Raw genomic sequence first — 24840 nt, forward strand, 5'->3', positions numbered from 1 at the left:
AAGGCTATGCTTTTTGGCATCCCTTTTCTAGCAACATTGGATCTTATTATAGGGATTGATACGCTTAACCTATAGAAAAGATGTCTGTAAACCTACGACGAAAAGGGTTTGCTTACCTTATCTAATCAATAGCAAGTGTGGTATAAAATTAGAGGAGAAGTGCAATGAAGACTTGGACTAGGGAAAAGAAAAATTATTATGCTCCGGTATTTGTCAGCGTTGTGATATGTATCGTGCTATTTCTCATACCAACAGGGTATGAAGGAGCAATTATCTATCAAGGAACGGATCGTTGTACCGCGAAGGTCATTAGTGTCAATAATGACCGAATTATTGATACAGGATTAATTCGATCCGGAGAGCAGTTGTGTGAAATAAAGCTTTTGGGTGGTAAGTTTGAGGGGACTATAGTAGAAGGAATTAATACATTGAATGGTTCCCTTGAGAATGACAAAATATTTGAACCTGGGGATAAAGCCCTTGTCGTAATTGATTATGATGGCGATGAGGTACTGTTTGTTAACATGATTGACCATTATCGAATGAATAAAGAGATAATATTGGCGGTAGCCTTTGTTCTCTTCTTAGTATTATTTGCAAAAGATACCGGAGTGAGGGCAGTGCTATCCTTTCTGATTACCATTTTATCAATTTGGAAGGTATTAGTTCCGCTTTATCTAAAAGGGATTAACCCAATTTTTGCAGGATTACTTCTAACCATTTTTCTGACGGCGTTAATTATATCTTTAGTGTATGGATTTCATAAGAAGTTTGTAGCAGCGACTCTTGGAGCTATTATGGGAATTTTAGTTACTTGTATTTTAGGTATCATCTTTACAGATCAATTTAAAATTCATGGGGCGATTATGACAAATTCCGAAAGTCTACTATATGCAGGCTATCAGCATCTTAGTCTGACTAAGATTTTTATGGCAAGCATTTTTATTGGTTCCTCTGGAGCTATTATGGATTTGGCGGTAGATATTACAAGTGCTGTGAATGAGGTGGTACAAAAATGTCCGGATATTACTAAAAGAGAAGCCATAAAGTCTGGTATGAACGTCGGCAGGGCTGCAATGGGTACCATGACAACAACATTACTTCTTGCTTATTCTGGTGGCTATATTGCATTGTTAATGGTATTTATGGCACAAGGCACTCCGATTTATAATATTTTGAATTATAAATATGTGTCCTCAGAAATTTTAGACACGATGGTAGGTAGCTTTGGACTTGTTTTAGTTGCTCCATTTACAGCGATTGCGGCAGGTATTTTACTAACAAAAAAAACAGAGGATAATCAAAAAGGATAGGGGTGCAACATAGATTTGCTACTCAACTTTTTCTGGTAGTATCAGATATGTGAATAGATTTGATAGAAATAAGCGTTTTCATGTAAATAAAAACAAGAAGTACGTACAAGAGAGAACCTTAAAAAAGTCAAGTTGTATCCTTTACTTCTATTCAGTATAATGATAATATGGCTTTAATAAAAGGTTCTCCTTTTGCATTGGAAATGAATTATCGGAACATGATGTTATGTAAGATAATTGTTCTATAAGAAATTACCTATAAATTCCGATAGAAGGTGTTCCTTTTACAGTGTGAAGTCACCTTTGCAAGAATAATCTATTTATGAAAGCATTGAATGTATTTCAAATAATAGAAAACATTACAGTATTATGATACATAATTAGGAGGAATGGTATGGGTAAAGAAATGAAAGATGCGATTCTTACAGGAAAAACAACACTTGGAATAGAGCTTGGTTCCACAAGAATAAAAGCTGTTTTAGTGAATGAAGAAAATGAGCCAATTGCATCAGGAAGCCATGACTGGGAAAATCAATATGTTGATAATGTATGGACCTATCATCTGGAGGATATCTGGAGAGGCGTTCAGGGTAGTTATGAACAGATGACAAACGATGTGATGGCAAAGTATGGCGTTGAGCTGACAACAATAGGTGCTATTGGTTTTAGTGGCATGATGCATGGCTATATGGCTTTTGATGAAGCGGGAGAATTACTTGTACCATTTCGGACTTGGAGAAATACAATTACAGGACCAGCATCTGAACAGTTGACGAAAGTATTTCAATATCAAATACCACAACGCTGGAGTATTGCCCACCTATATCAGGCTATTTTAAATGGAGAATCTCATGTAAAAGATATTAGATTCCAGACAACATTAGCAGGATATATTCACTGGAAGCTTACAGGGGAGAAGGTATTAGGAGTCGGAGAAGCTTCTGGAATGTTTCCAATTGATATACAGACCAGAGAATTTAATAAAGGAATGATAGGTCAATTTGATGAACTAATTTCATCTTATCAATATCCTTGGAAGTTAGAAGATATTCTTCCAAAAGTATTAGTTGCAGGTGAGTCAGCAGGAGTATTAACGGAAGATGGAGCAAAACTTCTTGATGTCTCAGGCAAATTAAAAGCAGGAATTCCGCTTTGTCCTCCAGAAGGGGATGCCGGAACGGGTATGGTGGCAACCAACAGCGTTGCAAAGAGAACAGGTAATGTTTCTGCAGGTACGTCTGTGTTTGCAATGGCTGTACTAGAAAAAGAGCTTTCCAAAGTATACGAAGAAATTGACCTTGTGACCACCCCAAGTGGAGACCTTGTAGCAATGGTACACTGCAATAACTGTACCTCTGATTTGAATGCCTGGGTTTCAATCTTCAAAGAATTTGCTTTGGCAATGGGCATGGAAGCTGATATGTCAAAGATATTCTCAACTCTATATAATAAGGCCTTAGAGGGAGATGCAGAGTGTGGTGGATTACTGGCATACAATTATTTTTCAGGAGAACACATTACGCATTTTGAAGAGGGACGCCCATTGTTTGTTAGAACACCAGAAAGTAAGTTTAACCTTGCTAATTTTATGAGAGTCCATCTGTTTACTGCACTTGGTGCTTTGAAGATAGGTCTTGATATCCTGGTTAAGCAAGAACAGGTACAGTTGGATGAGATTTATGGTCATGGTGGTTTATTTAAGACGAAAGATGTTGGACAAAAGATTATGGCTGGTGCAATTAATGTACCTGTATCTGTTATGGAGACCGCTGGGGAAGGTGGAGCATGGGGAATTGCAATCTTAGCTTCTTATATGATTCGAAAAGCAGAAGGTCAGACATTAGATGATTATCTTTCTAAGCATGTGTTCGAGGGAAAGACTGGTAGCAAGATGCAGCCAGATCCAAATGATGTAGAAGGATTTGAGCAGTTCATCAAACGATATATCAAAGGTCTTGAAATTGAGCGAAAAGCAGTGGAGTTGTTGTAGGAGATTCTTATTATGCTCAGTAAGAATTTAACTGTAAGAATTCAACTGTAGGTTACAACAATAAAATCCAACAATAAATTACAACAATAAATTCCACAACAATAAATTCCGCAACAATGTATTACAACAATATATTATAACATTATATTACAACAGAAAATTACAACAGTATATTACAAGTAAAAGATATAATAATATTAGGGAAGAACAACACTTTTGAGACCGTACCAAGCAGTGTTGTTCTTTTTTAAAAAAACAACTTGTATCTTAAAACATACAAGCAATATAATGAATATAAGGATGTAATTAGGAAGGAAAATACCGTTACACTAATGCAAGCGTAGGAATGGAGTTGAAATGAAGATCGATAAAGGTAAAACGAAATATTATGCGTTAATGGAAGAGCTGAGAGAAGACATTGTATCAGGAAGAATTAAAGAAGGTGAGAAGTTACCTTCGGAGAATGAACTATCAGCACAGTATAAGATTAGTAGACATACGGTCAGACAGGCACTCTCTATTCTTCAGAGCGAAGGGTTTGTAGTAGCAGAGCATGGTAGAGGAACATTTTGTTCCAAACGATTGCAGACAAGAGCTGGTACCAAAAATGTTGCAGTAATTACGACCTATCTATCCGATTATATCTTCCCAAGACTAATTCAAGGGATAGATCGAATTCTGACGGCAAATGGATACAGTATTATCTTAAAAACCACAGGTAACAGCCGTAACAATGAGGCAAAGTGTTTAGAGGATATTCTAACCAAAGATATTGAGGGGCTTATCATAGAACCAAGTAAGAGCCAGATGTATTGTAAACATGCTAAGTTATATGAGGAACTTGATCAATATAAAATTCCTTATGTCTTTATTCAAGGGTGTTTTACACAGATGGAGGATAAACCACATATTTTAATGGATGATTGTAAGGGTGGCTATATGCTAACCAAACATCTAATTGAACTTGGACATCGACATATTGCTGGTGTATTTAAAGTGGATGATAGTCAGGGGAAGGAACGGCATAAGGGATATGTAAAGGCTCTTCAAGAAGCAGGCATTCTTTATGATCCTGATATGGTGATTTGGTTTCATACGGAGGATCGTATCAGTAAACCAACCAATACGATTGCGATGATGGTAGATCGTCATGTCCTTATGGATGGTATTGTCTGTTACAATGATCAAATTGCACTTGAAGTGATAAGAACCTTAAGATCAAAAGGGTTAGAGGTACCAAAAGATATATCAGTAGTCGGCTATGATAATTCATTAATCGCGCAAGATAGCAGAGTACGACTAACCACAATAGCTCATCCTCAGGAAAAGCTCGGGGAGATGGCAGCAGAATTACTACTAGAGAAGATGCGTGGAATTTCGGATGAGGAGAGTATGATAACAAGACTAATTGAACCGGAACTTATTGTCAGGGAGTCCACTAGGTCAAGATTTAATCAAATATAGGAGGTATAGTGATGAGTACAAACAAGAATTACAAGTTTTGGTTCGCAACTGGTTCTCAGGATTTATATGGAGACGAATGTCTTCGTGTGGTTGCAGAACACTCAAGAAAAATGGTGGAAGGGATGAATCAATCTGGGTTATTACCATTTGAAATTGTATGGAAGCCAACCTTGATTGATAATGCTTCGATTCGTCGTACATTCAATGAAGCAAATCAGGATGAAGAGTGTGCTGGTGTGATAACCTGGATGCATACATTTTCACCAGCAAAGTCATGGATTCTAGGACTACAAGAATATCGCAAGCCATTGATGCATTTACATACTCAGTTTAATCAGGAAATTCCATATGATACGATTGATATGGACTTTATGAATACAAATCAATCCGCACATGGAGACCGTGAATTTGGTCATATTGTGAGCCGAATGGGAATAGAACGTAAAGTTATCGTAGGCTTTTGGGAAGACAGGGATGTTTTAAAACGTATTGCAAGCTGGATGAGAACAGCAATTGGTATTATGGAAAGCAGTCATATTCGTGTAGTTCGCGTCGGAGATAACATGAGAAATGTAGCGGTAACCGAAGGCGATAAAGTAGAAGCTCATATTAAATTTGGATGGGAAATTGATGCCTATAACATTACAGACATCGCAGAATATGTACAGGAAATTAAAGAAGCAGAGATCGATACCTTAGTAGAAGAATACTACAGCAAATATGATATTATCTTAGATGGTAGAGACGAGCTTAATTTCCGTAAGCATGTGGCTGCACAAGCAAAGATTGAGTTAGGATTCGAAAAATTCTTAAAAGATAAGAATTATCACGCAATTGTAACGAACTTTGAGATGTTAGCTGGTTTAGAACAGCTCCCAGGGTTGGCTATCCAACGTCTGATGGAAAAGGGCTATGGTTTTGGGGCGGAGGGAGACTGGAAAACCGCAGCAATGGTTCGTTTAATGAAGATTATGGCAGCTGGTACAAAAGATGCAAAAGGAACCTCGTTTATGGAGGATTATACCTATAATCTAGTGCCTGGAAAAGAAGGAATTTTACAAGCACATATGTTGGAAGTTTGCCCTACGATAGCAGACAACAAACCATCCATACGAGTTTGCCCTTTGACCATGGGGAATCGTACCGATCCAGCTAGGTTGGTATTCACCTCTAAGCCAGGTCATGGTGTTGCTACCTCCTTGGTTGATTTGGGGAATCGTTTCCGCTTAATCATCAATGATGTTGAGTGCCATAAGCAAGATATTCCGATGCCAAAACTTCCTGTAGCAACAGCATTTTGGACCCCAGAACCTAATTTATCAACTGGTGCTGAAAGCTGGATTCTTGCTGGTGGTGCACATCATACTGCATTTTCTTATGATTTAACTTCAGAGCAAATGGGTGACTGGGCTGCTGCAATGGGAATTGAAGCTGTATATATTGATAAAGATACAACAATTCGAAATCTAAAAAATGAGCTACGCTGGAACTCTATCAGTTATCGCTAGAAATAGACTGTGAATGAATAAGTCATCCATAGGGAATTGAAAGATGAATGTGGTAAGCTTCGTAAGGAATTGAGTAATGAATGTGGCATTTTTAAAATACTAATCTTGAATTCATAATGAAAAGACCGCTAAGCGAAAGTTTAATCACAGCTTGGCGGTCTCTTTGGCTTTGTATCTCATCAATTCGTAGATTTGACAGTAGTTTCAAAAAAAATAGTAATGTATAATTTTCTTCTTAGTATATGGTAAATGTGTTATTGCTTTTTTTCGAGATATAGAGTGCTTTATCCGCCATATTAAATAATTCATTAAAATTTGTAGACTGTTCTGAATAAAGAGATATACCAACACTCATAGTAATGTGATGACAAGAATCCTCATATTGTAATAGTTGGTGTAATTTCACATGTAGGAAATCACGATCAGGTATGTCACGAATTAAGATTAGAAACTCATCACCACCAAATCTTCCAATCACATCTGTTTTACGAAAGACTTTCTTTAAATGATGAGAAACTGACAGAAGAACTCTATCACCTTCCACATGACCATAGGTGTCATTAATTTTTTTGAAATGATCAATATCTATTAAAACTAATGCATGATTTTGGTGAGAAAAGTGATGTAATATACGTGAGATACGTTTTACCGTGGTATTTTTGTTATACAAACCAGTAAAGCTATCTAGGCACACTTTTTGCTCTAATTCATCGGCTTTTGCTTTCATCTTACTAATATCAGTGATAACACCAATCATATGTATCGGAATTCCATTTTTTAATATGGGGGTGACATCAAGTTTACACCAGATATACTCAGTATCCCCAGCTTTCATTCTTGCATTGTAACTTGTTGATTCACCTCGTAAAATACAAGTGAAAGCATTATCTATTACAGAAGCATCCTCTGGATGTGAAAAATAGTTTGTCACAGCTTTCTGATATTCCTGTGGGCTTAGGAAGCTATAAGCTTTCACGTCCTCTAATATTTGAGCACCAGACACACCAAAGATATCCTCTGAGTTTTCAAAGAATGTATATAATTGATTCACTAAGTCAACTTCAAAAACACAGATTTTGGAGGCTTTTAAAGCAATCGAAAAACGTTCCTTGTAATGTAATAATTCTTGTAGTAGTTCATCCTTATCTTTATCTTGATCAATTGAGATATTCATCGGCAATTCCTTCCTTGAATTCCTTTGTGATGTTTCTCGGTTTTTAACATTTTTATTTTATCACAAGATTTTAGAGTGTTCAACTTAGAATTCCAAGGGATTCAATCTACTGCAAAAACGGACGTAATTCTTAGAAGCTACGTCCTTATCTTTTTTATCCTGCAATACTATAATGAAATTAGGACAATAATAGTCCACCGTATCCAATCAATCATACAAGGTAAAGGGGGTTTCATTATGACAACTTATTATCTGGCAGTAGACATTGGAGCATCCAGCGGAAGACATATCTTAGGGTGGCTTAAGGAGGGAAAAATCGTACTAGAAGAAGTACATCGTTTTTCCAATGGGCTATCAAAGAAAGACGATGAATTGTGCTGGGATGTACCGTATTTGTTCGATGAGATTATGAAGGGTCTCAAAAAATGCAAGGAGATTGGGAAAACTCCAAGTTATATGGGAATTGACACATGGGGTGTAGATTTTGTTTTACTAGATGAAAAAAATCAGATTCTTGGAAATACCGTTGGATACCGAGACGATCGAACCAAAGGTATGGAGGAATTGGTATACCAAGTAATCAGTGAGAAAGAACTGTATGCAAGAACTGGTATTCAGAAACAACCATTTAACTCCATCTATCAATTGATGGCTATCAAGCAACAACACCCAGAATATTTAGAGAGTGCGAGGAACTTTTTATTAATACCAGACTATTTCAATTTCTTATTAACAGGTAAGAAAGCAGTAGAATATACGAATGCAACAACAACACAATTGGTGAATCCAAAAACCAAGCAATGGGATTATGAATTAATCTCTAGCCTGGGTTATCCAAAAGAAATATTCAAAGCAATACGGACTGCAGGAGAAGAGCTTGGTCCGGTAACCGAGGAAATTAGGGAAGAAATAGGCTATGACTTAACCGTAATGTTACCAGCAACTCATGATACGGGTTCTGCTGTATTATCGGTACCAAGCAATGAAGAGCAAACCTTGTACATAAGCTCTGGTACCTGGTCGCTTATGGGAATAGAGCAAAGAAAAGCAGATTGCTCAGAAAAGAGCCGTCTTGCAAATTTAACAAATGAGGGTGGATTTGATTATCGATACCGTTACTTAAAAAATATTATGGGACTTTGGATGATACAATCTGTGAAAAAGGAATTTAACGATGAATATTCATTTGCGAAGCTTTGTGAGTTGGCTAGTGAGTGTAATAATTTCCCATCACGGGTTGATGTTAATGATGATACGTTTCTTTCACCTGAGAACATGATACAGTCTATTAAAAACTATTGTGAAGCAACGAATCAAAAGGTACCACAAACACCGGGAGAAATTGCTACTGTCATCTATCAGAGCTTGGCAGATTGTTACGGTAAGACGGTGGAAGAATTAGAGAACCTATCACAGCATCATTATAATAGCATTCATATTGTAGGTGGTGGATGTAATGCCCACTATCTGAATGAATTGACAGCGAAAGCCACTGGAAAAACAGTATACGCTGGTCCTACAGAAGCAACTGCAATAGGAAATATCTTAGCACAGATGATTGGCACTGAAGTTTTTGATTCTGTTGCTGTGGCAAGAGAAGCCGTATTCGATTCCTTTGAAATTAATAAATTTGAAGCATAGACATGGGTAACAATGTAAGCGAAAAAGAGAGTGAAAAAAAGGTTACGATCTACCTATACAATAATGAGTATTTCACTATATTAGCGCGAAGAACAATGAAATATGCGTAAAAATACGCAAGAATGGAGTAAAAAAATGATAAAAGAAAGATATGATATGGCAAAACAGATCTATGGTAAACTTGGTGTTGATACCGATCAGGCACTAGAAACCTTAAAAGGAATTTCGATTTCGATGCACTGCTGGCAGGGGGATGACGTAACTGGATTTGATAACGACGGACCTCTATCTGGTGGTATCCAAGCAACAGGAAGCTACCCTGGTAAGGCTAGAACACCTGAAGAGTTAATGGCAGATATCGATATGGTATTATCGATGGTACCTGGAAAACATAAAATTAACTTACATGCAAATTATGCAATTTTTGAAAATGGAGAATTTGCTGACCGTGATAAATTAGAGCCAAAACATTTTGCAAAATGGGTTGAATTCGCAAAGGAGAGAGGGTTAGGATTAGATTTTAATCCAACATTCTTCTCCCATCCAAAGGCAGGTCAATTTACGCTTTCCTCTCCAGATGAAGAAATCCGTAAGTTTTGGATAGATCATGGGAAAGCTTGTATTCGTATCTCTGAGTATTTTGCAACCGAATTAGGTCAACCTTGTGTGATGAATATTTGGATTCCAGACGGATATAAAGATATTCCAGCAGATCGTCTTTCTCCAAGAGCACGTTTTAAAGATTCTCTTGATCAAATTCTTAGCATTGGTTATGACAAGAATAAGGTTATTGTTGCTCTAGAATCTAAGGTATTTGGTATTGGTGTAGAGTCTTATACTGTAGGATCTAGTGAGTTCTGTATTAACTATGCAGCAAAGAATGGAATTTTAAGCCTTATGGATAATGGACATTATCATCCAACGGAAGTGGTATCGGACAAGATTTCTTCCATGTTACTATTTGCAGATAAAATCGCACTTCATGTTACAAGACCTGTTCGCTGGGATAGTGACCATGTTGTGTTATTCGATGATGAAACGAGAGAAATAGCAAAAGAAGTAATCAGAAATGATGCACTTGATCGTGTTATCCTAGCCCTTGATTTCTTTGATGCAAGTATTAACCGTGTTGCAGCATGGACGATTGGTATGAGAAATATGCAAAAATCCTTATTATATGCATTATTGACACCTAACGATAAATTAAAGCAACTTCAAAATGATGGTAGATTTACAGAGTTACTAATGCAGCAGGAAGAACTTAAGTCATATCCATTCGGTGATGTTTGGGATTATTTCTGTGAAATAAACAATGTTCCAGTGAAGGAAGAGTGGTATGCTAAGGTTTCGACCTATGAGGAAGAAGTTTTATTAAAGAGACAATAAAATAAGTACATTTGAAAATGGGGCTTATGCATAGAAAATGCAAAATGCCCCATTCTAATCATTATATGATTGTTCGATAGACAAAACTCTCAGGGTTAACTATAATAGAGGTAAGAAGAATAATAATATCAACAAGGTAGAATGGTATTAATTCATGACAAGAAAAAGTTCATAAGCATCCTTTTTCTTATTTATGCTTACCATTCGAAACATAATGAAGCGTATAGATGCGACTTTAGGATATATTACCTACCATATAGTTACCCAGGAGGATGATCGATGAACCAAGAATTGATTCAGATTCTTTCTCGGATTACAGAAGAAGAAAAGCGTATTATAAACGTAAAAAAAGAAGTGGAAAAAGAGCGCTACACTTCGAGTAAGGATTTTGTAATTCAAAAAAATAAGATGTTAGAGGAAGAGCAGCTAATTACGATTCGTCCCCATACTCGTTTTATTGATTTTCCAAAACATAAACATGATTACATCGAAGTAGTTTATGTCTGTAAGGGAACTCTAACTCACATTATTAATGATGTGACAGTAGTTCTTGAGGAGGGGGATTTACTATTTCTTAATCAGCATACTTATCATGCCATAAAGGAGGCTTCGAAAGAGGATATCGCAATTAATTTGATTATCTTACCACGTTTTTTTGATGTCAGTTTTACGATGATTCAAAAGGACAATGTTTTGGGGGAGTTTTTAGTTGGAATCTTACGAAATGCCTCTCATAAAGAACAATACCTTCATTTTAAAGTGAAGGGAATCCTTGAAATTGAGAATTTGTTAGAAAACTTAGTATATTCCTTAGTTCATGATACTTCAGACAATGATATGATTAATCAACGTGTCATGGGACTTTTGTTTTTATATCTGGTAAAGTACTCGGATTCGTTAAAAGCTGGTTCTCCCAATAGCTATGAGGATGTTATAGCTAAAGCTGCGGTTAATTATATCGAGATTAACTATCAAACAGCAAGCCTAACGGAATTGGCAAAGAAGCTAAGCTTATCGCTATCTTCTTTAAGTCGATTAATCGCAAGTAAAACTGGAAAGTCATTCAGAGAACTATTACAAGAGAAGCGTTTTAGGGTTGCCATGTCACTGTTGGTAGATACTAAACTATCTATTACTGATATCGTTGTTGCAGTAGGATATGAGAATAACAGTTTCTTTCATCGAAAATTCAAGGAGCGATATCATATGTCACCAAAGGAATATCGAGAAAATAATAGGAGGACTTAGTAATGGTACGGAAAGCATTTAAAATGCAGTTATTTGAAGGACAAGCAAAAGAATACGAGAAACGCCACAATGAATTATGGCCTGAAATGAAAGAAATGATTCATGAGTATGGTGGTAGCAATTACACTATATTTTTAGATGAAGAGACCAATGTGCTCTATGGGTACATAGAATTAGAGGACGAAGTAAAGTGGGATAAGTCCGCTGAGACAGAGATTTGTAAGAAATGGTGGGCATTTATGGCTGACATTATGGAAACGAATCCAGATAATAGTCCAGTAAGTGTTTCATTAAAGAATGTGTTTCATCTCGATTAAAAATAAAAGAGGCAGAGGGAAGAAAATCCTTCTGCTTTTTTTGTTTTCATACTGACGAAAAATAATGATTCAATTACTAACAATACGTGAGATAAAAAATCAGATTCTTGGACAATATTTAAATTACATCTTAGACAATATTTAAATTACATATTGACAAATTAAAAATTTAAAGTAAAATTGAGTTGGAAAAAGAAACAGGGGTGCCAAACGAATTTGGCTGAGATTAGAACTACGAAAATGTTCTTGACCCTATCACCTGATCTGGATCATGCCAGCGGAGGGAGTTTTATTACTTTTATTTTTGAGTTGTAGCTCCCTTTGGATATCAAAGGGAGTTTTTTTATTGTATAGAAATTGCGTTCACATTAATAAAAGAAAATACTCCATTTGTGATGCAAATTCGCTTCGCAAACCATATCCATTCCAAATACCGAGCGTAAAGGAATCGTTCCAACGCTCAGTAAGTTTAATCTGCATCTATTTAAAAATAAAAAGAAGTGCGGATAGTAACCATAGTGTGAAAGATAATACTCTTTTACATGAAATCATTTTTGAAGCCTTAGAATGGCTTCCTCTCGGGGCGTGAGAAAATTAAGAGCAAGTGTTCTACAGTATTTTTAACAATAAGTTATCTTTGGCAGATATGCTATGCAAGGAGTGATTGCGAAATAAATTTTCATACACGAATACCCGAAAAGAAAGGAGATAATAAAATGAATGCAAGTGTAGCGATTCAAACATTACCAGAAGCAAAGAATGATGAGGAATTAATACGTATCGTAGATGAGGTAATAGCCTACATCAAAAGTACTGGTTTAAATTGTTATGTTGGGCCATTTGAAACAGCCATTGAAGGTGATTATGATGAATTAATGGAAATCGTAAAAGAATGTCAGCATATAGCAATTCGCGCGGGTGCGCCTTCTGTTGCTGCTTACATAAAGGTGACTTATCGCCCAGAAGGAGATGTATTAACCATTGAGAAAAAAGTTACAAAACACCATCAGGACTAAACTACCTTCTTTCAGTGCCATTATAGGTATCTTAGTTCTCTGGCAGATAGTTTCAAGCATTGGACTGGTGCCAAAGTATATGCTTCCATCCCCGGCGGAAGTTATCGTAGCCTTCCTAAATGAGTTTCCACTCTTAATGTCACATATGAGAGTAACTCTAGTAGAAGCATTTTTTGGTTTAATCTTAGGAACTTTACTAGGATTTTTGATTGCGGTTTGGATGGAGAGATTTCCTAAAGTTTATCAAGCAATTTATCCGGTAATTGTAATAACACAAACCGTTCCTACCGTTGCAATAGCTCCACTTTTAGTATTATGGTTAGGTTATGGAATAGCGCCCAAAATAGTTCTTATCATCATAGTAACCTTTTTCCCAATCACAGTAGGACTTTTAGATGGGTTTCATTCTGCGGATAAAGATGCTGTTCAGTTGTTGCGCTCAATGGGGGCAACGAAATTCCAGATATTTTATCAAATCAAATTGCCCAGTTCCTTAAGTTACTTTTTTGCCAGTTTAAAAATATCAGTATCTTACTCTATTGTAGGTGCAGTGATATCAGAATGGCTTGGAGGTTTTAAAGGGCTTGGTGTTTATATGACACGCGTTAAAAAATCCTATGCTTTTGATAAAATGTTCGCGGTTATCTTTTTGATATCAGCAATAAGTTTATTACTTATGAAGTTAGTAGGATATTTAAAAAGACGTTGCATGCCATGGGAAGAAAAGTAAAAATCTATATAGCGCATAACGCTCTAAATAGAGAATAAAACTCTAGATAGAGCATAAAGGCTCTACAAAAATAAGTTTCAACAATGCAAAGATTAAGAGTCAAGCTTCGATTCTATAAGAAAGTGAGAGAAACAAATGAGACATAAGTTTTTAAAACGTATCCTTGCACTTATCTTAGTTGCAACAACATTTACAGCTATGACAGCTTGTGGTAAAAAAGATAGTGATGTAAGAAATAATAATTCCAAAGATCTAAAAAAGATTACCTTCGTATTGGATTGGACACCAAATACAAATCATACTGGTTTATATGTGGCTCAAACCAAAGGATATTTTGCAGAAGAGGGTCTTGACGTGACAATTGTTCAGCCACCTGAAGATGGAGCAGAGGCATTAGTAGCAAGCGGGAAGGCACAGTTTGGAATCTCTTGTCAGGATACGATAATTCCTGCAATTGTGGGAGATTCCACATTACCAATTACCGTATGTGCAGCTTTAATACAGCATAACACCTCAGGTATTGTAAGTCGTAAGGGAGAAGGAATGGACACTCCAAAAGGATTAGAAGGTAAAAATTATGCCACTTGGGATTTGGATATTGAAAAAGCTATGATGAAAAATGTAGTTGAAGTAGATGGTGGTGATTTTAGTAAAGTGAATCTAATACCAAGCACGGTAACAGACGAGGTAACTGCACTTAAAACAAAATCAGTCGATGCTATCTGGATATTCTATGCGTGGGGAGGAATTGCAACCAAGGTAAAGGGATTAGAGACAGATTATTTTGCTTTTAAGGATATTAACCCTGTATTTGATTACTATACACCGGTTGTTATTGCTAACAATGAATTCTTAAAGGAAGATGCTGACACAGCAAAAGCATTTTTCCGAGCCTTAAAAAATGGTTATGAATATGCAATTGAAAATCCGGCAGATGCTGCGGAACTATTACTTACAGCAGTACCAGAACTAGATGCAGATATTGTAAAAGAGAGTCAGGAGTGGTTATCAAAAGAATATAAAGCGGAAGTAAGTCGTTGGGGATATATTGATCCAAACCGCTGGAATGCATTTTATAACTGGTTAAATGACAATAATCTTGTGGAAACAAAGATACCTGAAAACACAGGTTTTACAAACGAGTATTTACCAGAGTAGGCAGGAACATGAATAAATTAACAATTCGGAATATTTCCAAATCATTTGGAGAGAAAGAAGTATTAAAAGATGTCTCAGTGGTATTAAAAGAAAATGAGTTAGTTTGTCTTCTGGGTGTTAGTGGAGCAGGTAAAACAACGCTTTTCAATATTATAGCAGGGTTATTAGCACCTGATTGTGGTGAAGTGATGTTAGAAGGAAACGAGGTAACAAACCAAGCTGGCAATATCAGCTATATGCTTCAAAAAGATTTGTTACTGCCATATAAGACGATTGAGGATAATGTATCCTTACCATTAATCATAAAAGGAATGAAAAAGCGAGATGCCAGAAATAAGGTAGCAGAATATTTTGAGGAATTTGGATTAGAAGGTACACAAAAGCTCTATCCTGCTAGTTTATCTGGAGGTATGAGACAGCGAGCAGCATTACTACGAACATATTTATTTTCAGATCAGGTCGCGTTACTAGATGAACCATTTAGTGCTCTTGATATGATAACAAAAGGCAAAATTCATCGCTGGTATTTAGAAATCATGGAAAAAATTAAACTATCCACATTATTTATCACCCATGATATTGATGAAGCTATTCTGTTATCGGACCGTATCTATCTTCTGACGGGTTCACCCGGACAGATAACGAAGGAAATTAAGATTGAAGAGAAACGACCACGAGACGATGAATTTTTATTAACCTCAGAGTTTCTTAACTATAAGAAGGAAATTTTAGAGAGTTTACAAGAATAAGTAAAATAGCCAATAGTACAAGAAGGAAATAATATAACTTTATCAGGGAAGTCCCGCGCTTTTGTAAGCGGGGGACTTCCCTTTTTCAGTAGGAGTGAGAGCTCCTTCAGAAATACCATGTAGTAGAAATGAGATAGAGCTGGTAGTGTAAAAGGATTGAAAATATCCGCTTTGACTCAGCATTTTGTTCAGAAATTAGTAAAAACTTCTCACTTTTGTCGAATTGACGTTCCATACCCAGTAGTTTACAATGGTTATAAGGATAGAAGTTATAGCTTCTAAAAGATTTGAAATGAGGAACCGTAATTGAACAAAGAACAAATTTTAAAAAAGTACTATGGTTATGATACCTTTCGTGATGGTCAGGAAGAATTGATAGACAGCATTTTATCAGGTAAGGATACGTTTGGTATAATGCCAACGGGAGCAGGGAAATCCGTGTGTTTTCAAGTTCCTGCACTTATATTATCTGGAATAACATTAGTAGTATCTCCGTTAATCTCTTTAATGAAGGATCAAGTAGGTACGTTAAATCAAATGGGAGTGCATGCTGCCTACTTAAATAGCTCTTTAACTGCAAATCAATACCGACTGGCATTATCTTATGCGAGAGAAGGACGATATAAAATAATCTATGTGGCACCAGAGAGATTACTAACAGAGGAATTTCTTGATTTTGCCAAGCAAGCTGATATTTCAATGTTAAGTATTGATGAGGTTCACTGTGTATCTCAGTGGGGACAAGATTTTCGTCCGAGTTATTTAAAAATCATTGATTTTATAAATCAATTGCCAGTACGTCCAATTGTTAGTGCATTTACAGCAACTGCGACGAAAGAAGTAAAAGAGGATGTGATTCGATTACTTGGATTACAGAAGGCTACGGTGGTTACGACTGGATTTGATCGTAAGAATCTGTATTTTGCAGTAAAAAGTCCCAAAGACAAATATGCTGAATTAGATTCCTATCTGAAGGAACATCGGAATATGAGTGGTGTTATTTATTGTGCTACAAGAAAGGCAGTGGAAGAGGTTTCACTGCGTTTAGAACAAGAGGGATATCCAGTAACTAGATATCATGCTGGGTTAAGTGATGCAGAAAGACATCAAAATCAGGATGATTTTATCTATGATGTGAAACCAATCATTGTGGCGACGAATGCGTTTGGAATGGGAATTGATAAGTCTAATGTTCGGTTTGTTATTCATTATAACATGCCCAAAAACATAGAGAGCTACTATCAAGAGGCAGGGCGTGCTGGAAGAGATGGAGAGCGTGCGGAATGTATCCTGTTATATGGTGGGCAAGATGTAATTACCAATCAGTTATTTATTGAAAACAATCGTGAGAATGAGGAGTTAACCGATGAAATGTTAGAGGCAGTAAAGGTAAGAGACCGAGAACGCCTAAAGAAAATGACATTTTATTGTGTTACAAATGATTGCTTACGTCATTATATTTTAAAGTATTTTGGTGAGAAATCAGAAAAAGCTTGTGGGGATTGTTCCAATTGTTTGACCGAATATGAAAGTATTGATATTACTGAAACCAGTATTAAATTAATTCAGTGTGTATTAGAAACAAGGCAACGGTTTGGGTTAATGACGATTGTTGATGCAGTACATGGCAGTAAGTCTGCGAAAATAAAACAGTTTCGGCTTGAGGAATATCCTAGTTATAATTCGTTAGCAGATATAACAATACCTAGACTGAAACAAATTATGAATCATCTTGTGCTAAGTGGTTATCTAGAACTAACCAATTCAGAATTTTCAATTGTGAAAGTAACAGCACAGGGTAAGGAATTATTAGAACAGAAAGAAACGATTGAACTAAAGGTTTCTAAGGAGCAAAAGAAAAAGGAAAAAAGCTCAGAAACACGTAATAACAGTAAGAAGAAAGCAGTATTCTCTTTGGATACGAATGATAAACTTTTTGATGAACTTCGTGTCTTACGTCTATCCATCGCGAGAAAAGAAAAAGTTCCACCATATATTATCTTTGGAGATAAGACATTACTTCAGATGAGTCAGACTTTACCGACTAGGAAAGAAGAAATGCTTGAGATTACAGGAGTTGGTGAAATAAAGTATGAAAAGTATGGAGAACAGTTTGAAGAGGTGATTCGTAGGTTTCAGAGTAATACGGAGAAGAAATAGAGAAACAGGTGAGCGATTAAGCTCGCCTGTTTTATTTACAAGAAAAGGTTCACGAAGCGTGCTTTTTCTTGTTTTGCTTATCAAAATTGTAAATAATGGAATAAATATAAGTTTAGGACATACTGTATAGAAGAAGAGTAATTCTCTAGAAGTATGTATTAATTATAAAAGGCAATAAAGTAAGATTTTAGCTACTTCATTTTTATTAATTTCATAATTAGTATAAAAGAACATCATTAAGCTTTAGTAGGAGGGGGTGACAGGTAAGGGCGAATGATTTTTAGAAAATAAATATCGGGGAGGTGTTATTTTTAGGAGATCACTTATATAGGGAGCAATATAAAATAATAGGAAAAGGGGTGCTTATTATGACTAAAGTCAGAAGAATGGTTTCATTGATGATGACTATAGCGATTATTTTAACGACCTGCTGTTTTAATGTTGGTCAAAAGGTATATGCTGCGGATACGAATAACGATGATTGGTTGCATTGTGTAGGCAATAAAATTTATGACATGAATGGTAATGAGGTCTGGTTAACTGGTGCGAATTGGTTTGGGTTTAACTGTACGGAAAATGTACTTCATGGTGCATGGTATGATATTAAGGATATGTTAACGAATATTGCTAACAAAGGAATTGGTTTTTTGAGAATTCCAATATCAACAGAACTTTTGTATAGTTGGATGGTTGGAAAACCGAATAAAGTTTCAAGTGTGACTGCTGTCAATAATCCGCCGTATTATGTATGTAACCCAGATTTTTATGATCCTGCAACCAATAGTGTCAAAAATAGCATGGAAATCTTTGATATTATTATGGGATATTGCAAGCAGTTGGGAATTAAGGTAATGGTAGATGTTCATAGTCCGGATTCCAATAATTCTGGTCATAACTACCCATTATGGTATGGATTAACTACGACTACTGCCGGTGAAATAACGACGGAAAAGTGGATTAATACTCAGGCATGGCTGGCAGATAAATATAAAAATGACGATACTATTCTTGCATTTGATATAAAAAATGAACCACACGGACAGAGGGGATATAGTTCTACAACACCGACGAATATGGCAAAATGGGATAACTCCACAGACGAAAACAATTGGAAATATGCTGCGGAAAGATGTGCGAAAGCAATCCTTGCTAAAAACCCTAAACTGTTAATCATGATTGAAGGGGTTGAACAATATCCGAAAACGGAAAAAGGATTTAACTATAATACACCGGATGTATGGGGAGCTACTGCGGAGCAATCTCCATGGTATAGTGCTTGGTGGGGGGGGAATTTAAGAGGAGTAAAGGACTATCCTATTAATATTGGTACCCTCAACAGCCAGATTGTATATTCGCCTCATGACTATGGTCCTTCCGTATATAACCAGCCTTGGTTTGACAAAGATTTTACAACGCAGACCTTATTAGATGATTATTGGTATAATACTTGGGCATATATTAATGATAAAGGTATTGCACCACTTTTCATTGGTGAGTGGGGAGGACACATGGATGGAGGAAAGAACCAGAGATGGATGACATTATTAAGAGATTATATAGTAAATAATCGTATCCACCACACATTCTGGTGTATCAATCCGAACTCAGGGGATACGGGAGGCTTACTAGGATATGATTGGAAAACTTGGGATGAAGCAAAATATGCATTGTTAAAACCAGCATTATGGCAGTCAAGTGGAAAATTTGTCGGTCTAGATCATCAGATACCACTTGGTGCAAACGGTATCTCCTTAGGACAATATTATGGAAAGTGAACAACTAAATAGATAAATTAAAAATAAAGAATGGGTTCAAACAGAGAGTATAAAATAGGGTAAAATCGAGAGTATAACTAGGGTAAAACCACAAAGTAGCATCTTATACTGATGATGAAAGTCAAGCTCTTTTAGTTGTGTGGCTTGACAAAAATCTTATTTAGTACGAAAAACTGGGGCGGGGGATTAATTTTCCTGTCCCTTTCATAATTGCTGAAAGGAAGTATTTTGGTAATAAAAACACTTATGCAAGCCCAATGTTAACAACTACTCCTGTACGATTGATAAGTTCTTGGGAATCCTTTCGGTTTATGTAGGTATCACATGTCACTTAATATTTTAACATGAAATTATAAGTTCAAATTTATAGAATTGACAGATAGCGGCATATACCGTAAAATGGATGATGCAGAATTTAAGGAAACAGAGAGTGAAAGTAAAGAACAATTTCCCCACATTCTATTGAAAGGTGTTAGTAAGTAACTATTGTTAACAAGACTTGTGCCTAGACGACACAGGTCTTCTTTTTTATCATGATAAGGAAAAGATTCGAAACGCGTGCTTTTTCTTGTTTTATATAGGTATTAGATGGAAGGGAAAGGGGAAGCTAGCTATAATAAGGCTTACAGAATGGTTACATAAGAAAAAAGGTTGAACAAATATGCGTGTTTAACAAAGATAAAATACGCGTCGCATCGCGTAGATGGAGATAACTATGAGTTTTACAGAGAAGTTTTCATTAAAAGGGAAAGTAGCATTAATTACTGGTGCATCTCATGGAATCGGGTATGCTATTGCAAAAGCATATGCGGATGCGGGTGCAACGATAGTTGTAAATGGATCACGTCAGTCTTCAGTGGATGGTGCATTAGAAAACTATAAAAAAGATGGAATCAATGCACATGGTTATATTTGTAATGTTACAAACGAGGATCAAGTTCAAGAAATGATAGAAAAGATTGAACATGAAGTAGGTGTTATTGATATTTTAGTAAATAATGCTGGTATTATTAAGAGAATTCCAATGTGTGAAATGACAGCAGAGGAATTTCGTGAAGTAGTAGATGTAGATTTGAATGCACCATTTATTCTATCTAAGGCTGTAATCCCAAGTATGATTAAAAAAGGTCATGGTAAAATAATTAATATTTGTTCGATGACAAGCGAATTAGGACGTGAGACAGTTTCAGCCTATGCTGCTGCTAAGGGCGGTTTAAAGATGCTTACAAAGAATATTGCATCGGAATATGGAGAGTATAACATACAATGCAATGGTCTAGGTCCAGGGTATATCGAAACCTCTCAGACCGCAGCACTTCGTAATGAGGGTCATCCGTTTAACGATTTTATTATCGGAAGAACTCCAGCAGCGAGGTGGGGGACTCCTGATGATATGACAGGTCCAGCGGTATTTCTAGCATCGGAAGCATCTGACTTTGTAAATGGCCACATCCTTTATGTGGATGGCGGAATTCTTGCTACGATTGGTAAGCAGCCCAAATATTAGTTTCTAAACAAAAAGATTTCTATAAACTATCTTTATTTAATACAAAGCTTATATAGGGATAAAAGTTTTATTATTAAGGGCTAAGTTTCTATGAAAATGAAATAGAAATTTGGCTCTTTTTATTTATTGTCTAAATTCATTGCAAACTCAATTTCATGTCTCAGTGGTAGAATTCCTTGTTTTTCTTTTAAACTATCTAGAGACATAATTTCACATTCTCCTTCAATAATTCGATAGGTTATTAATCCAATAATGTTATCCTTCTCAAACATAACAAAACCATCTATTATTGTCATATCGACGAGTTCCCCACGTACAACAATATCAGTTGAAAACCAATGAGTGCTTATGAATTCATTTATTAGGTGTCGATTTTCTGAAGATATAGTCATCATATCCATTGTGTTAACTCCTTTATTATAATGTGTATTCTGATATTTAATAGGATTGTTTATTTTATGTATCGAAACTTAGAATAAAATTCGTTATTCAAAGGTGTGAAACTATACATTATTTGGTAAGAATATGTCTCCGACTGCTTGTTAGATAATTCCCCGAACTAACATCAAGTTAATAACAATAGGTCTGTACGAGGTGTCCATATTTTTTTAAAAGAACTATTAATATTTATGAAAGAGATAAGTAGATGTTCTGATTGTATCATTGAGATGTAGAATATTTATTTTATAAATGTGATAATGATACATCTTTTATCTATATTGTACCATATTATGTTTAAGGAAACATCTTTCTTTAATTTATGTTGCTAGTATTTGCTTTAGTTGTACATAATGCTTAAAAAATAATTATTTTAACAAGGATATATTGACATATAGAATAAAACATGATAGATTTAACTTAAACGATTAAGTGGTTCTATTCGTGAATTGAAAAAGTTCGTGATGCGTGCTTTTTCTTATTTTTACTACAATGATTAAACGCTTAAGTATTGCTAAAACAATAGGAAAGCGACAGTGCGATTTTTATAAGTACATAAATGTTAAGTAACACAACAAATTAAGCAACAGTGAAACAACACAGGAAGTTTAGCCACACAGAAAGTTGAGCCACACAGAAAGTTGAGCCACACAGAAAGTTAAGCCACACAGAAAGTTTAGCCACACAGGAAGTTGAGCCACACAGAAAGTTAAGTCATCGAAAAGTTAAGCCACCAGAAAGTTGAGCACACAAAAAGTTAAGAAATAAAGAAAGTTAAGCACTTAAAAAGTTTAGCAACACAAATTTAAATTAAAAGTTATTTAAGAAAAGGAGAGGAAGGAATTTATGAAAAAGAGTAAGATGATTTGTTGCATGATGGTAGTTCTTATGATGATGCTAATGTTTGCCGGATGTGCAAAAAAAGAAAAGGAAACCGATCAAAAGATTGACACAGACCCAAATGTAGGTTCGGTGAAAAATGAAGTTACAGTTACCTTCTATGATGCAGACGGAACAACGGTATTAAATACAGAAACCATCGAATCGGGTAGCTTGGTAAAAGATTACACACCATTAAAAGATGGCTATGAATTTGTAGGTTGGTTTGCAACCCCTCAAATGAGCCATGCATTTGATTTTACAACTGCAATAACGAAGGATACAAAAGTATTTGGTGGTTTTGTGAAGTTTCAAGCTGATACCAGAGAATATGCTGTTGTAGGTAGTGGTAAAAGTCCATTATTAATTACATCTAGTTGGGGTGAAGTTATAAATTCAGAGCACAAGTTGACGAAATCTGCGGATAAGAATGAGTATACGATTACACTTGATCTTCTTGAAGGGGATGAGTTTCAGTTTGTAATCAACACTTCCTGGGAAAATCAAAGGGGATACGGTTACTTAACTACAATTAATAAGGATGGTGTCGAGTACTTTGTAAATTCCGGAGCATATGGAGATAGTACTGTAAAGCGCTCCAATATAAAAGTTGGAGTAACCGGGAACTATACATTTGTGTTAACCACTCATCCAGCAGAAGATACCTATGAATCAGATAATGCGAACTATACGGAGGAGTCGAAAGAGAAATTTAATGTTAATCCATATGACACGATAACCTGGACCTATAATGGAGATGTGAAAGAAGCAGCAATCGATATTATCATGAATTATTATATCAAAGGTTCTGGAATTACAAATTGGAAGGATGTTTATACGGATAAAACAGGAATGAAGGAAGAGAACGGAGTACATACCTTAGTAATCGCATTAAAACAAGGAGAAGAATTTTTATTTACTTCTATGGTGACTGCAAATGGAGCTACTACTGTCGGTTCTGAGTATCTTCGCTTCAGTAATTTAGATGAAAAATCACAAGCTTTATTTGATAAGACCGATAGCTATAATATGGTTGCAAAAGAGAATGGACTTTATACCTTAACCTATGATCCAGTAACGAAGTTATTATCAGCAACCTGCGATACTTCACAATTTTTACCGAAGTACGACTATTTCATGAAAGGTTCTTTTAATAATACTTCATGGGGAACAGAAGGAAATCCTGACTATCAACTTGTAGAAACGGAAGAAGGCTCTAATCTGTACGTTTTAAAAGAATTTACAGTTGCAGCTGGAGATGAGTTTGGAATGCAGAGTATGAATGGAAGTGAGAGAGTTCTTTTCTATAATTATAATTATTTGACGGCAGCCGAGGAGACCAATGCCAATGCTGACTTTGAATCAAACGGTGCCGCCAATGCGAATACGATCGCAAAATCTTCCAATACCTATACAGTGACGTTTAATGCGTATACAGAAGAGATTACATTTACTCCTTCGAAATAATCAAACTAGAATATTGTGGCTCGTAATTTGTACTCGTCCCATGGCTAGTTCCATGCATTCATAAAGCTTTTGTATTTTGTTATTTGTAGCGGAAGGCTGATAATAAATATTACAATCCTCCTTTAGCAATTGATATAATGTGTCTTCCGTTACAAGTACATTTTTACCATACAAAGCTTTAAAGTCCTTAACAGATTGAAGGAAAACTATGTGAGGAAATAGTTTTTCAAGCATGGACTTCAATTGGACATTAACAACTTCCAAGGAGGCGAAGATAAATTCTTCACCAGCAAAATAAGTGTTAGTTTCAGATAAGAGTTTCTCATAATCGAATAAAACCTGAAAAAACAAAGGATCATCAATGATACAATCAACTGCAAGCAAGGGAATGAAATTGTTATTTCCAAGCTTTGAAAACTCCTCCTTAGAAACATCGTAACAGATAATGGCATCAGAATTATCTACTTGAGAAAAGTCCGCTGGACTAAGGAGTGTAAGATGATAGTCATAGCTTTTAAGCACATTGGCGAAAGTATGTAGAAAATGAAGCTGTTCTGCTTGTTTTAAGGGAGAAACACTGGCAGGTAGGTAAACTGCAATGTTCCCGTTTTTGTTTGAAGCAAGTGCTTTCGCAGATTTATTCGGAGTATAGTTTAAAAGATTGATTATTTGAAGAACTTTCTTTCTGGTTTCTTCGCTGATTCTCTCTTCTGTTTTGTTGTTGAGCACATAGGATACGGTTGCAATGGATACACCAGCTTCCCGTGCTATGTCTTTTATTGTTATTTTAGTCTTCATGTCTTATTTATACCTATTTTAAAAGTTATTGTCAAGAAAACATTTACAATACAAAAGGATTCACTATTTAGGTACGTGGAGATAGAAAAGGATTTATGAGATACCTTTGATTTAAAAATGCA

Annotated in this window: 19 protein-coding genes and 1 riboswitch; of the genes, 16 read left to right on the forward strand and 3 right to left on the reverse strand. The window is 35.8% G+C overall.

The window, feature by feature from the left end; all coding sequences use genetic code 11:
* Positions 1-164: 164 nt before the first annotated feature.
* The 4 genes from CC92_RS0117200 to araA all read left to right on the forward strand — a co-directional run bounded on the left by CC92_RS0117200 (position 165) and on the right by araA (position 6275).
* Positions 165-1313 (forward strand): YibE/F family protein, encoded by a 1149-nt coding sequence (locus CC92_RS0117200; RefSeq protein ID WP_029501410.1) that lies wholly within the window; start codon positions 165-167, stop codon positions 1311-1313.
* Between the two features lie 394 nt (positions 1314-1707).
* On the forward strand, positions 1708-3303 hold the full coding sequence (locus tag CC92_RS0117205; protein WP_029501409.1) for a xylulokinase: 1596 nt from the start codon (positions 1708-1710) through the stop codon (positions 3301-3303).
* 357 nt (positions 3304-3660) lie between these two features.
* Positions 3661-4767, forward strand: a complete 1107-nt coding sequence (locus CC92_RS0117210; protein WP_029501408.1) for a GntR family transcriptional regulator — start codon at positions 3661-3663, stop codon at positions 4765-4767.
* Between the two features lie 11 nt (positions 4768-4778).
* Positions 4779-6275: an L-arabinose isomerase gene (araA, locus tag CC92_RS0117215; protein WP_029501407.1), complete on the forward strand. Its 1497-nt coding sequence runs from the start codon at positions 4779-4781 to the stop codon at positions 6273-6275.
* 235 nt (positions 6276-6510) lie between these two features.
* On the opposite strand, the gene CC92_RS0117220 is transcribed toward araA, so the two are convergent.
* Positions 6511-7449: a sensor domain-containing diguanylate cyclase gene (locus tag CC92_RS0117220; RefSeq protein WP_051650568.1), complete on the reverse strand. Its 939-nt coding sequence runs from the start codon at positions 7447-7449 to the stop codon at positions 6511-6513.
* 237 nt (positions 7450-7686) lie between these two features.
* Here CC92_RS0117220 and rhaB point away from each other — a divergent pair, with 237 nt between their 5' ends.
* The 11 genes from rhaB to CC92_RS0117275 all read left to right on the forward strand — a co-directional run bounded on the left by rhaB (position 7687) and on the right by CC92_RS0117275 (position 21136).
* Positions 7687-9090: a rhamnulokinase gene (gene rhaB, locus CC92_RS0117225; protein ID WP_029501405.1), complete on the forward strand. Its 1404-nt coding sequence runs from the start codon at positions 7687-7689 to the stop codon at positions 9088-9090.
* A 135-nt stretch (positions 9091-9225) separates the two neighbouring features.
* The gene (locus CC92_RS0117230) at positions 9226-10476 is read left to right on the forward strand and encodes an L-rhamnose isomerase (RefSeq protein ID WP_029501404.1); all 1251 of its coding nucleotides are present in this window, start codon (positions 9226-9228) and stop codon (positions 10474-10476) included.
* A 279-nt stretch (positions 10477-10755) separates the two neighbouring features.
* Positions 10756-11724, forward strand: coding sequence for a helix-turn-helix domain-containing protein (locus CC92_RS0117235; protein WP_029501403.1), 969 nt, complete (start codon positions 10756-10758; stop codon positions 11722-11724).
* Positions 11725-11726: 2 nt separating this feature from the next.
* Positions 11727-12041 (forward strand): L-rhamnose mutarotase, encoded by a 315-nt coding sequence (rhaM, locus tag CC92_RS0117240; protein WP_029501402.1) that lies wholly within the window; start codon positions 11727-11729, stop codon positions 12039-12041.
* Between the two features lie 189 nt (positions 12042-12230).
* Positions 12231-12344: riboswitch (TPP riboswitch) on the forward strand.
* 413 nt (positions 12345-12757) lie between these two features.
* Entirely contained in the window at positions 12758-13057 is a 300-nt protein-coding gene (locus tag CC92_RS0117245; RefSeq protein ID WP_029501401.1) for a thiamine-binding protein, read from the forward strand.
* Positions 13023-13787: an ABC transporter permease gene (locus tag CC92_RS0117250; RefSeq protein WP_029501400.1), complete on the forward strand. Its 765-nt coding sequence runs from the start codon at positions 13023-13025 to the stop codon at positions 13785-13787. Before CC92_RS0117245 ends, CC92_RS0117250 begins: the two co-directional genes overlap by 35 nt.
* Before the next feature lie 135 nt (positions 13788-13922).
* A complete protein-coding gene (locus CC92_RS0117255) occupies positions 13923-14945 on the forward strand; it encodes an ABC transporter substrate-binding protein (RefSeq protein WP_029501399.1) in 1023 nt (340 codons plus the stop codon).
* An 8-nt stretch (positions 14946-14953) separates the two neighbouring features.
* Complete coding sequence (locus tag CC92_RS0117260) at positions 14954-15694, forward strand: ABC transporter ATP-binding protein (RefSeq protein WP_029501398.1); 741 nt, start codon at positions 14954-14956, stop codon at positions 15692-15694.
* A gap of 306 nt (positions 15695-16000) precedes the next feature.
* Positions 16001-17854, forward strand: a complete 1854-nt coding sequence (recQ, locus tag CC92_RS0117265) for a DNA helicase RecQ (RefSeq protein ID WP_029501397.1) — start codon at positions 16001-16003, stop codon at positions 17852-17854.
* Between the two features lie 368 nt (positions 17855-18222).
* Positions 18223-19629 carry a glycoside hydrolase family 5 protein gene (locus CC92_RS0117270; RefSeq protein ID WP_029501396.1) on the forward strand — a complete coding sequence of 469 codons (1407 nt, stop codon included), beginning with the start codon at positions 18223-18225 and terminating at the stop codon, positions 19627-19629.
* A gap of 715 nt (positions 19630-20344) precedes the next feature.
* Positions 20345-21136 (forward strand): gluconate 5-dehydrogenase, encoded by a 792-nt coding sequence (locus tag CC92_RS0117275; protein WP_029501395.1) that lies wholly within the window; start codon positions 20345-20347, stop codon positions 21134-21136.
* A 119-nt stretch (positions 21137-21255) separates the two neighbouring features.
* Here CC92_RS0117275 and CC92_RS0117280 read toward each other — a convergent pair whose 3' ends face one another.
* Complete coding sequence (locus tag CC92_RS0117280) at positions 21256-21537, reverse strand: hypothetical protein (protein ID WP_029501394.1); 282 nt, start codon at positions 21535-21537, stop codon at positions 21256-21258.
* 883 nt (positions 21538-22420) lie between these two features.
* On the opposite strand from CC92_RS0117280, the gene CC92_RS21890 reads away from it, so the two are divergent.
* Entirely contained in the window at positions 22421-23920 is a 1500-nt protein-coding gene (locus CC92_RS21890; protein ID WP_051650567.1) for an InlB B-repeat-containing protein, read from the forward strand.
* Here the strand turns inward: CC92_RS21890 and CC92_RS0117290 are convergent, their stop codons facing one another.
* On the reverse strand, positions 23921-24718 hold the full coding sequence (locus CC92_RS0117290; RefSeq protein ID WP_029501392.1) for a LacI family DNA-binding transcriptional regulator: 798 nt from the start codon (positions 24716-24718) through the stop codon (positions 23921-23923).
* Positions 24719-24840: the final 122 nt, after the last annotated feature.

The organism is Lachnoclostridium phytofermentans (genome assembly GCF_000733755.1).
Lineage (GTDB): Bacteria > Bacillota > Clostridia > Lachnospirales > Lachnospiraceae > Lachnoclostridium > Lachnoclostridium phytofermentans_A.

Coding starts and splice junctions, on each gene's coding strand:
- CC92_RS0117200 (WP_029501410.1), top strand. CDS start 165: ATGAAGACTTGGACTAGGGAAAAGAAAAATTATTATGCTCCGGTATTT.
- CC92_RS0117205 (WP_029501409.1), top strand. CDS start 1,708: ATGGGTAAAGAAATGAAAGATGCGATTCTTACAGGAAAAACAACACTT.
- CC92_RS0117210 (WP_029501408.1), top strand. CDS start 3,661: ATGAAGATCGATAAAGGTAAAACGAAATATTATGCGTTAATGGAAGAG.
- araA (WP_029501407.1), top strand. CDS start 4,779: ATGAGTACAAACAAGAATTACAAGTTTTGGTTCGCAACTGGTTCTCAG.
- CC92_RS0117220 (WP_051650568.1), bottom strand. CDS start 7,449: ATGAATATCTCAATTGATCAAGATAAAGATAAGGATGAACTACTACAA.
- rhaB (WP_029501405.1), top strand. CDS start 7,687: ATGACAACTTATTATCTGGCAGTAGACATTGGAGCATCCAGCGGAAGA.
- CC92_RS0117230 (WP_029501404.1), top strand. CDS start 9,226: ATGATAAAAGAAAGATATGATATGGCAAAACAGATCTATGGTAAACTT.
- CC92_RS0117235 (WP_029501403.1), top strand. CDS start 10,756: ATGAACCAAGAATTGATTCAGATTCTTTCTCGGATTACAGAAGAAGAA.
- rhaM (WP_029501402.1), top strand. CDS start 11,727: ATGGTACGGAAAGCATTTAAAATGCAGTTATTTGAAGGACAAGCAAAA.
- CC92_RS0117245 (WP_029501401.1), top strand. CDS start 12,758: ATGAATGCAAGTGTAGCGATTCAAACATTACCAGAAGCAAAGAATGAT.
- CC92_RS0117255 (WP_029501399.1), top strand. CDS start 13,923: ATGAGACATAAGTTTTTAAAACGTATCCTTGCACTTATCTTAGTTGCA.
- CC92_RS0117260 (WP_029501398.1), top strand. CDS start 14,954: ATGAATAAATTAACAATTCGGAATATTTCCAAATCATTTGGAGAGAAA.
- CC92_RS0117270 (WP_029501396.1), top strand. CDS start 18,223: ATGACTAAAGTCAGAAGAATGGTTTCATTGATGATGACTATAGCGATT.
- CC92_RS0117275 (WP_029501395.1), top strand. CDS start 20,345: ATGAGTTTTACAGAGAAGTTTTCATTAAAAGGGAAAGTAGCATTAATT.
- CC92_RS0117280 (WP_029501394.1), bottom strand. CDS start 21,537: ATGGATATGATGACTATATCTTCAGAAAATCGACACCTAATAAATGAA.
- CC92_RS21890 (WP_051650567.1), top strand. CDS start 22,421: ATGAAAAAGAGTAAGATGATTTGTTGCATGATGGTAGTTCTTATGATG.
- CC92_RS0117290 (WP_029501392.1), bottom strand. CDS start 24,718: ATGAAGACTAAAATAACAATAAAAGACATAGCACGGGAAGCTGGTGTA.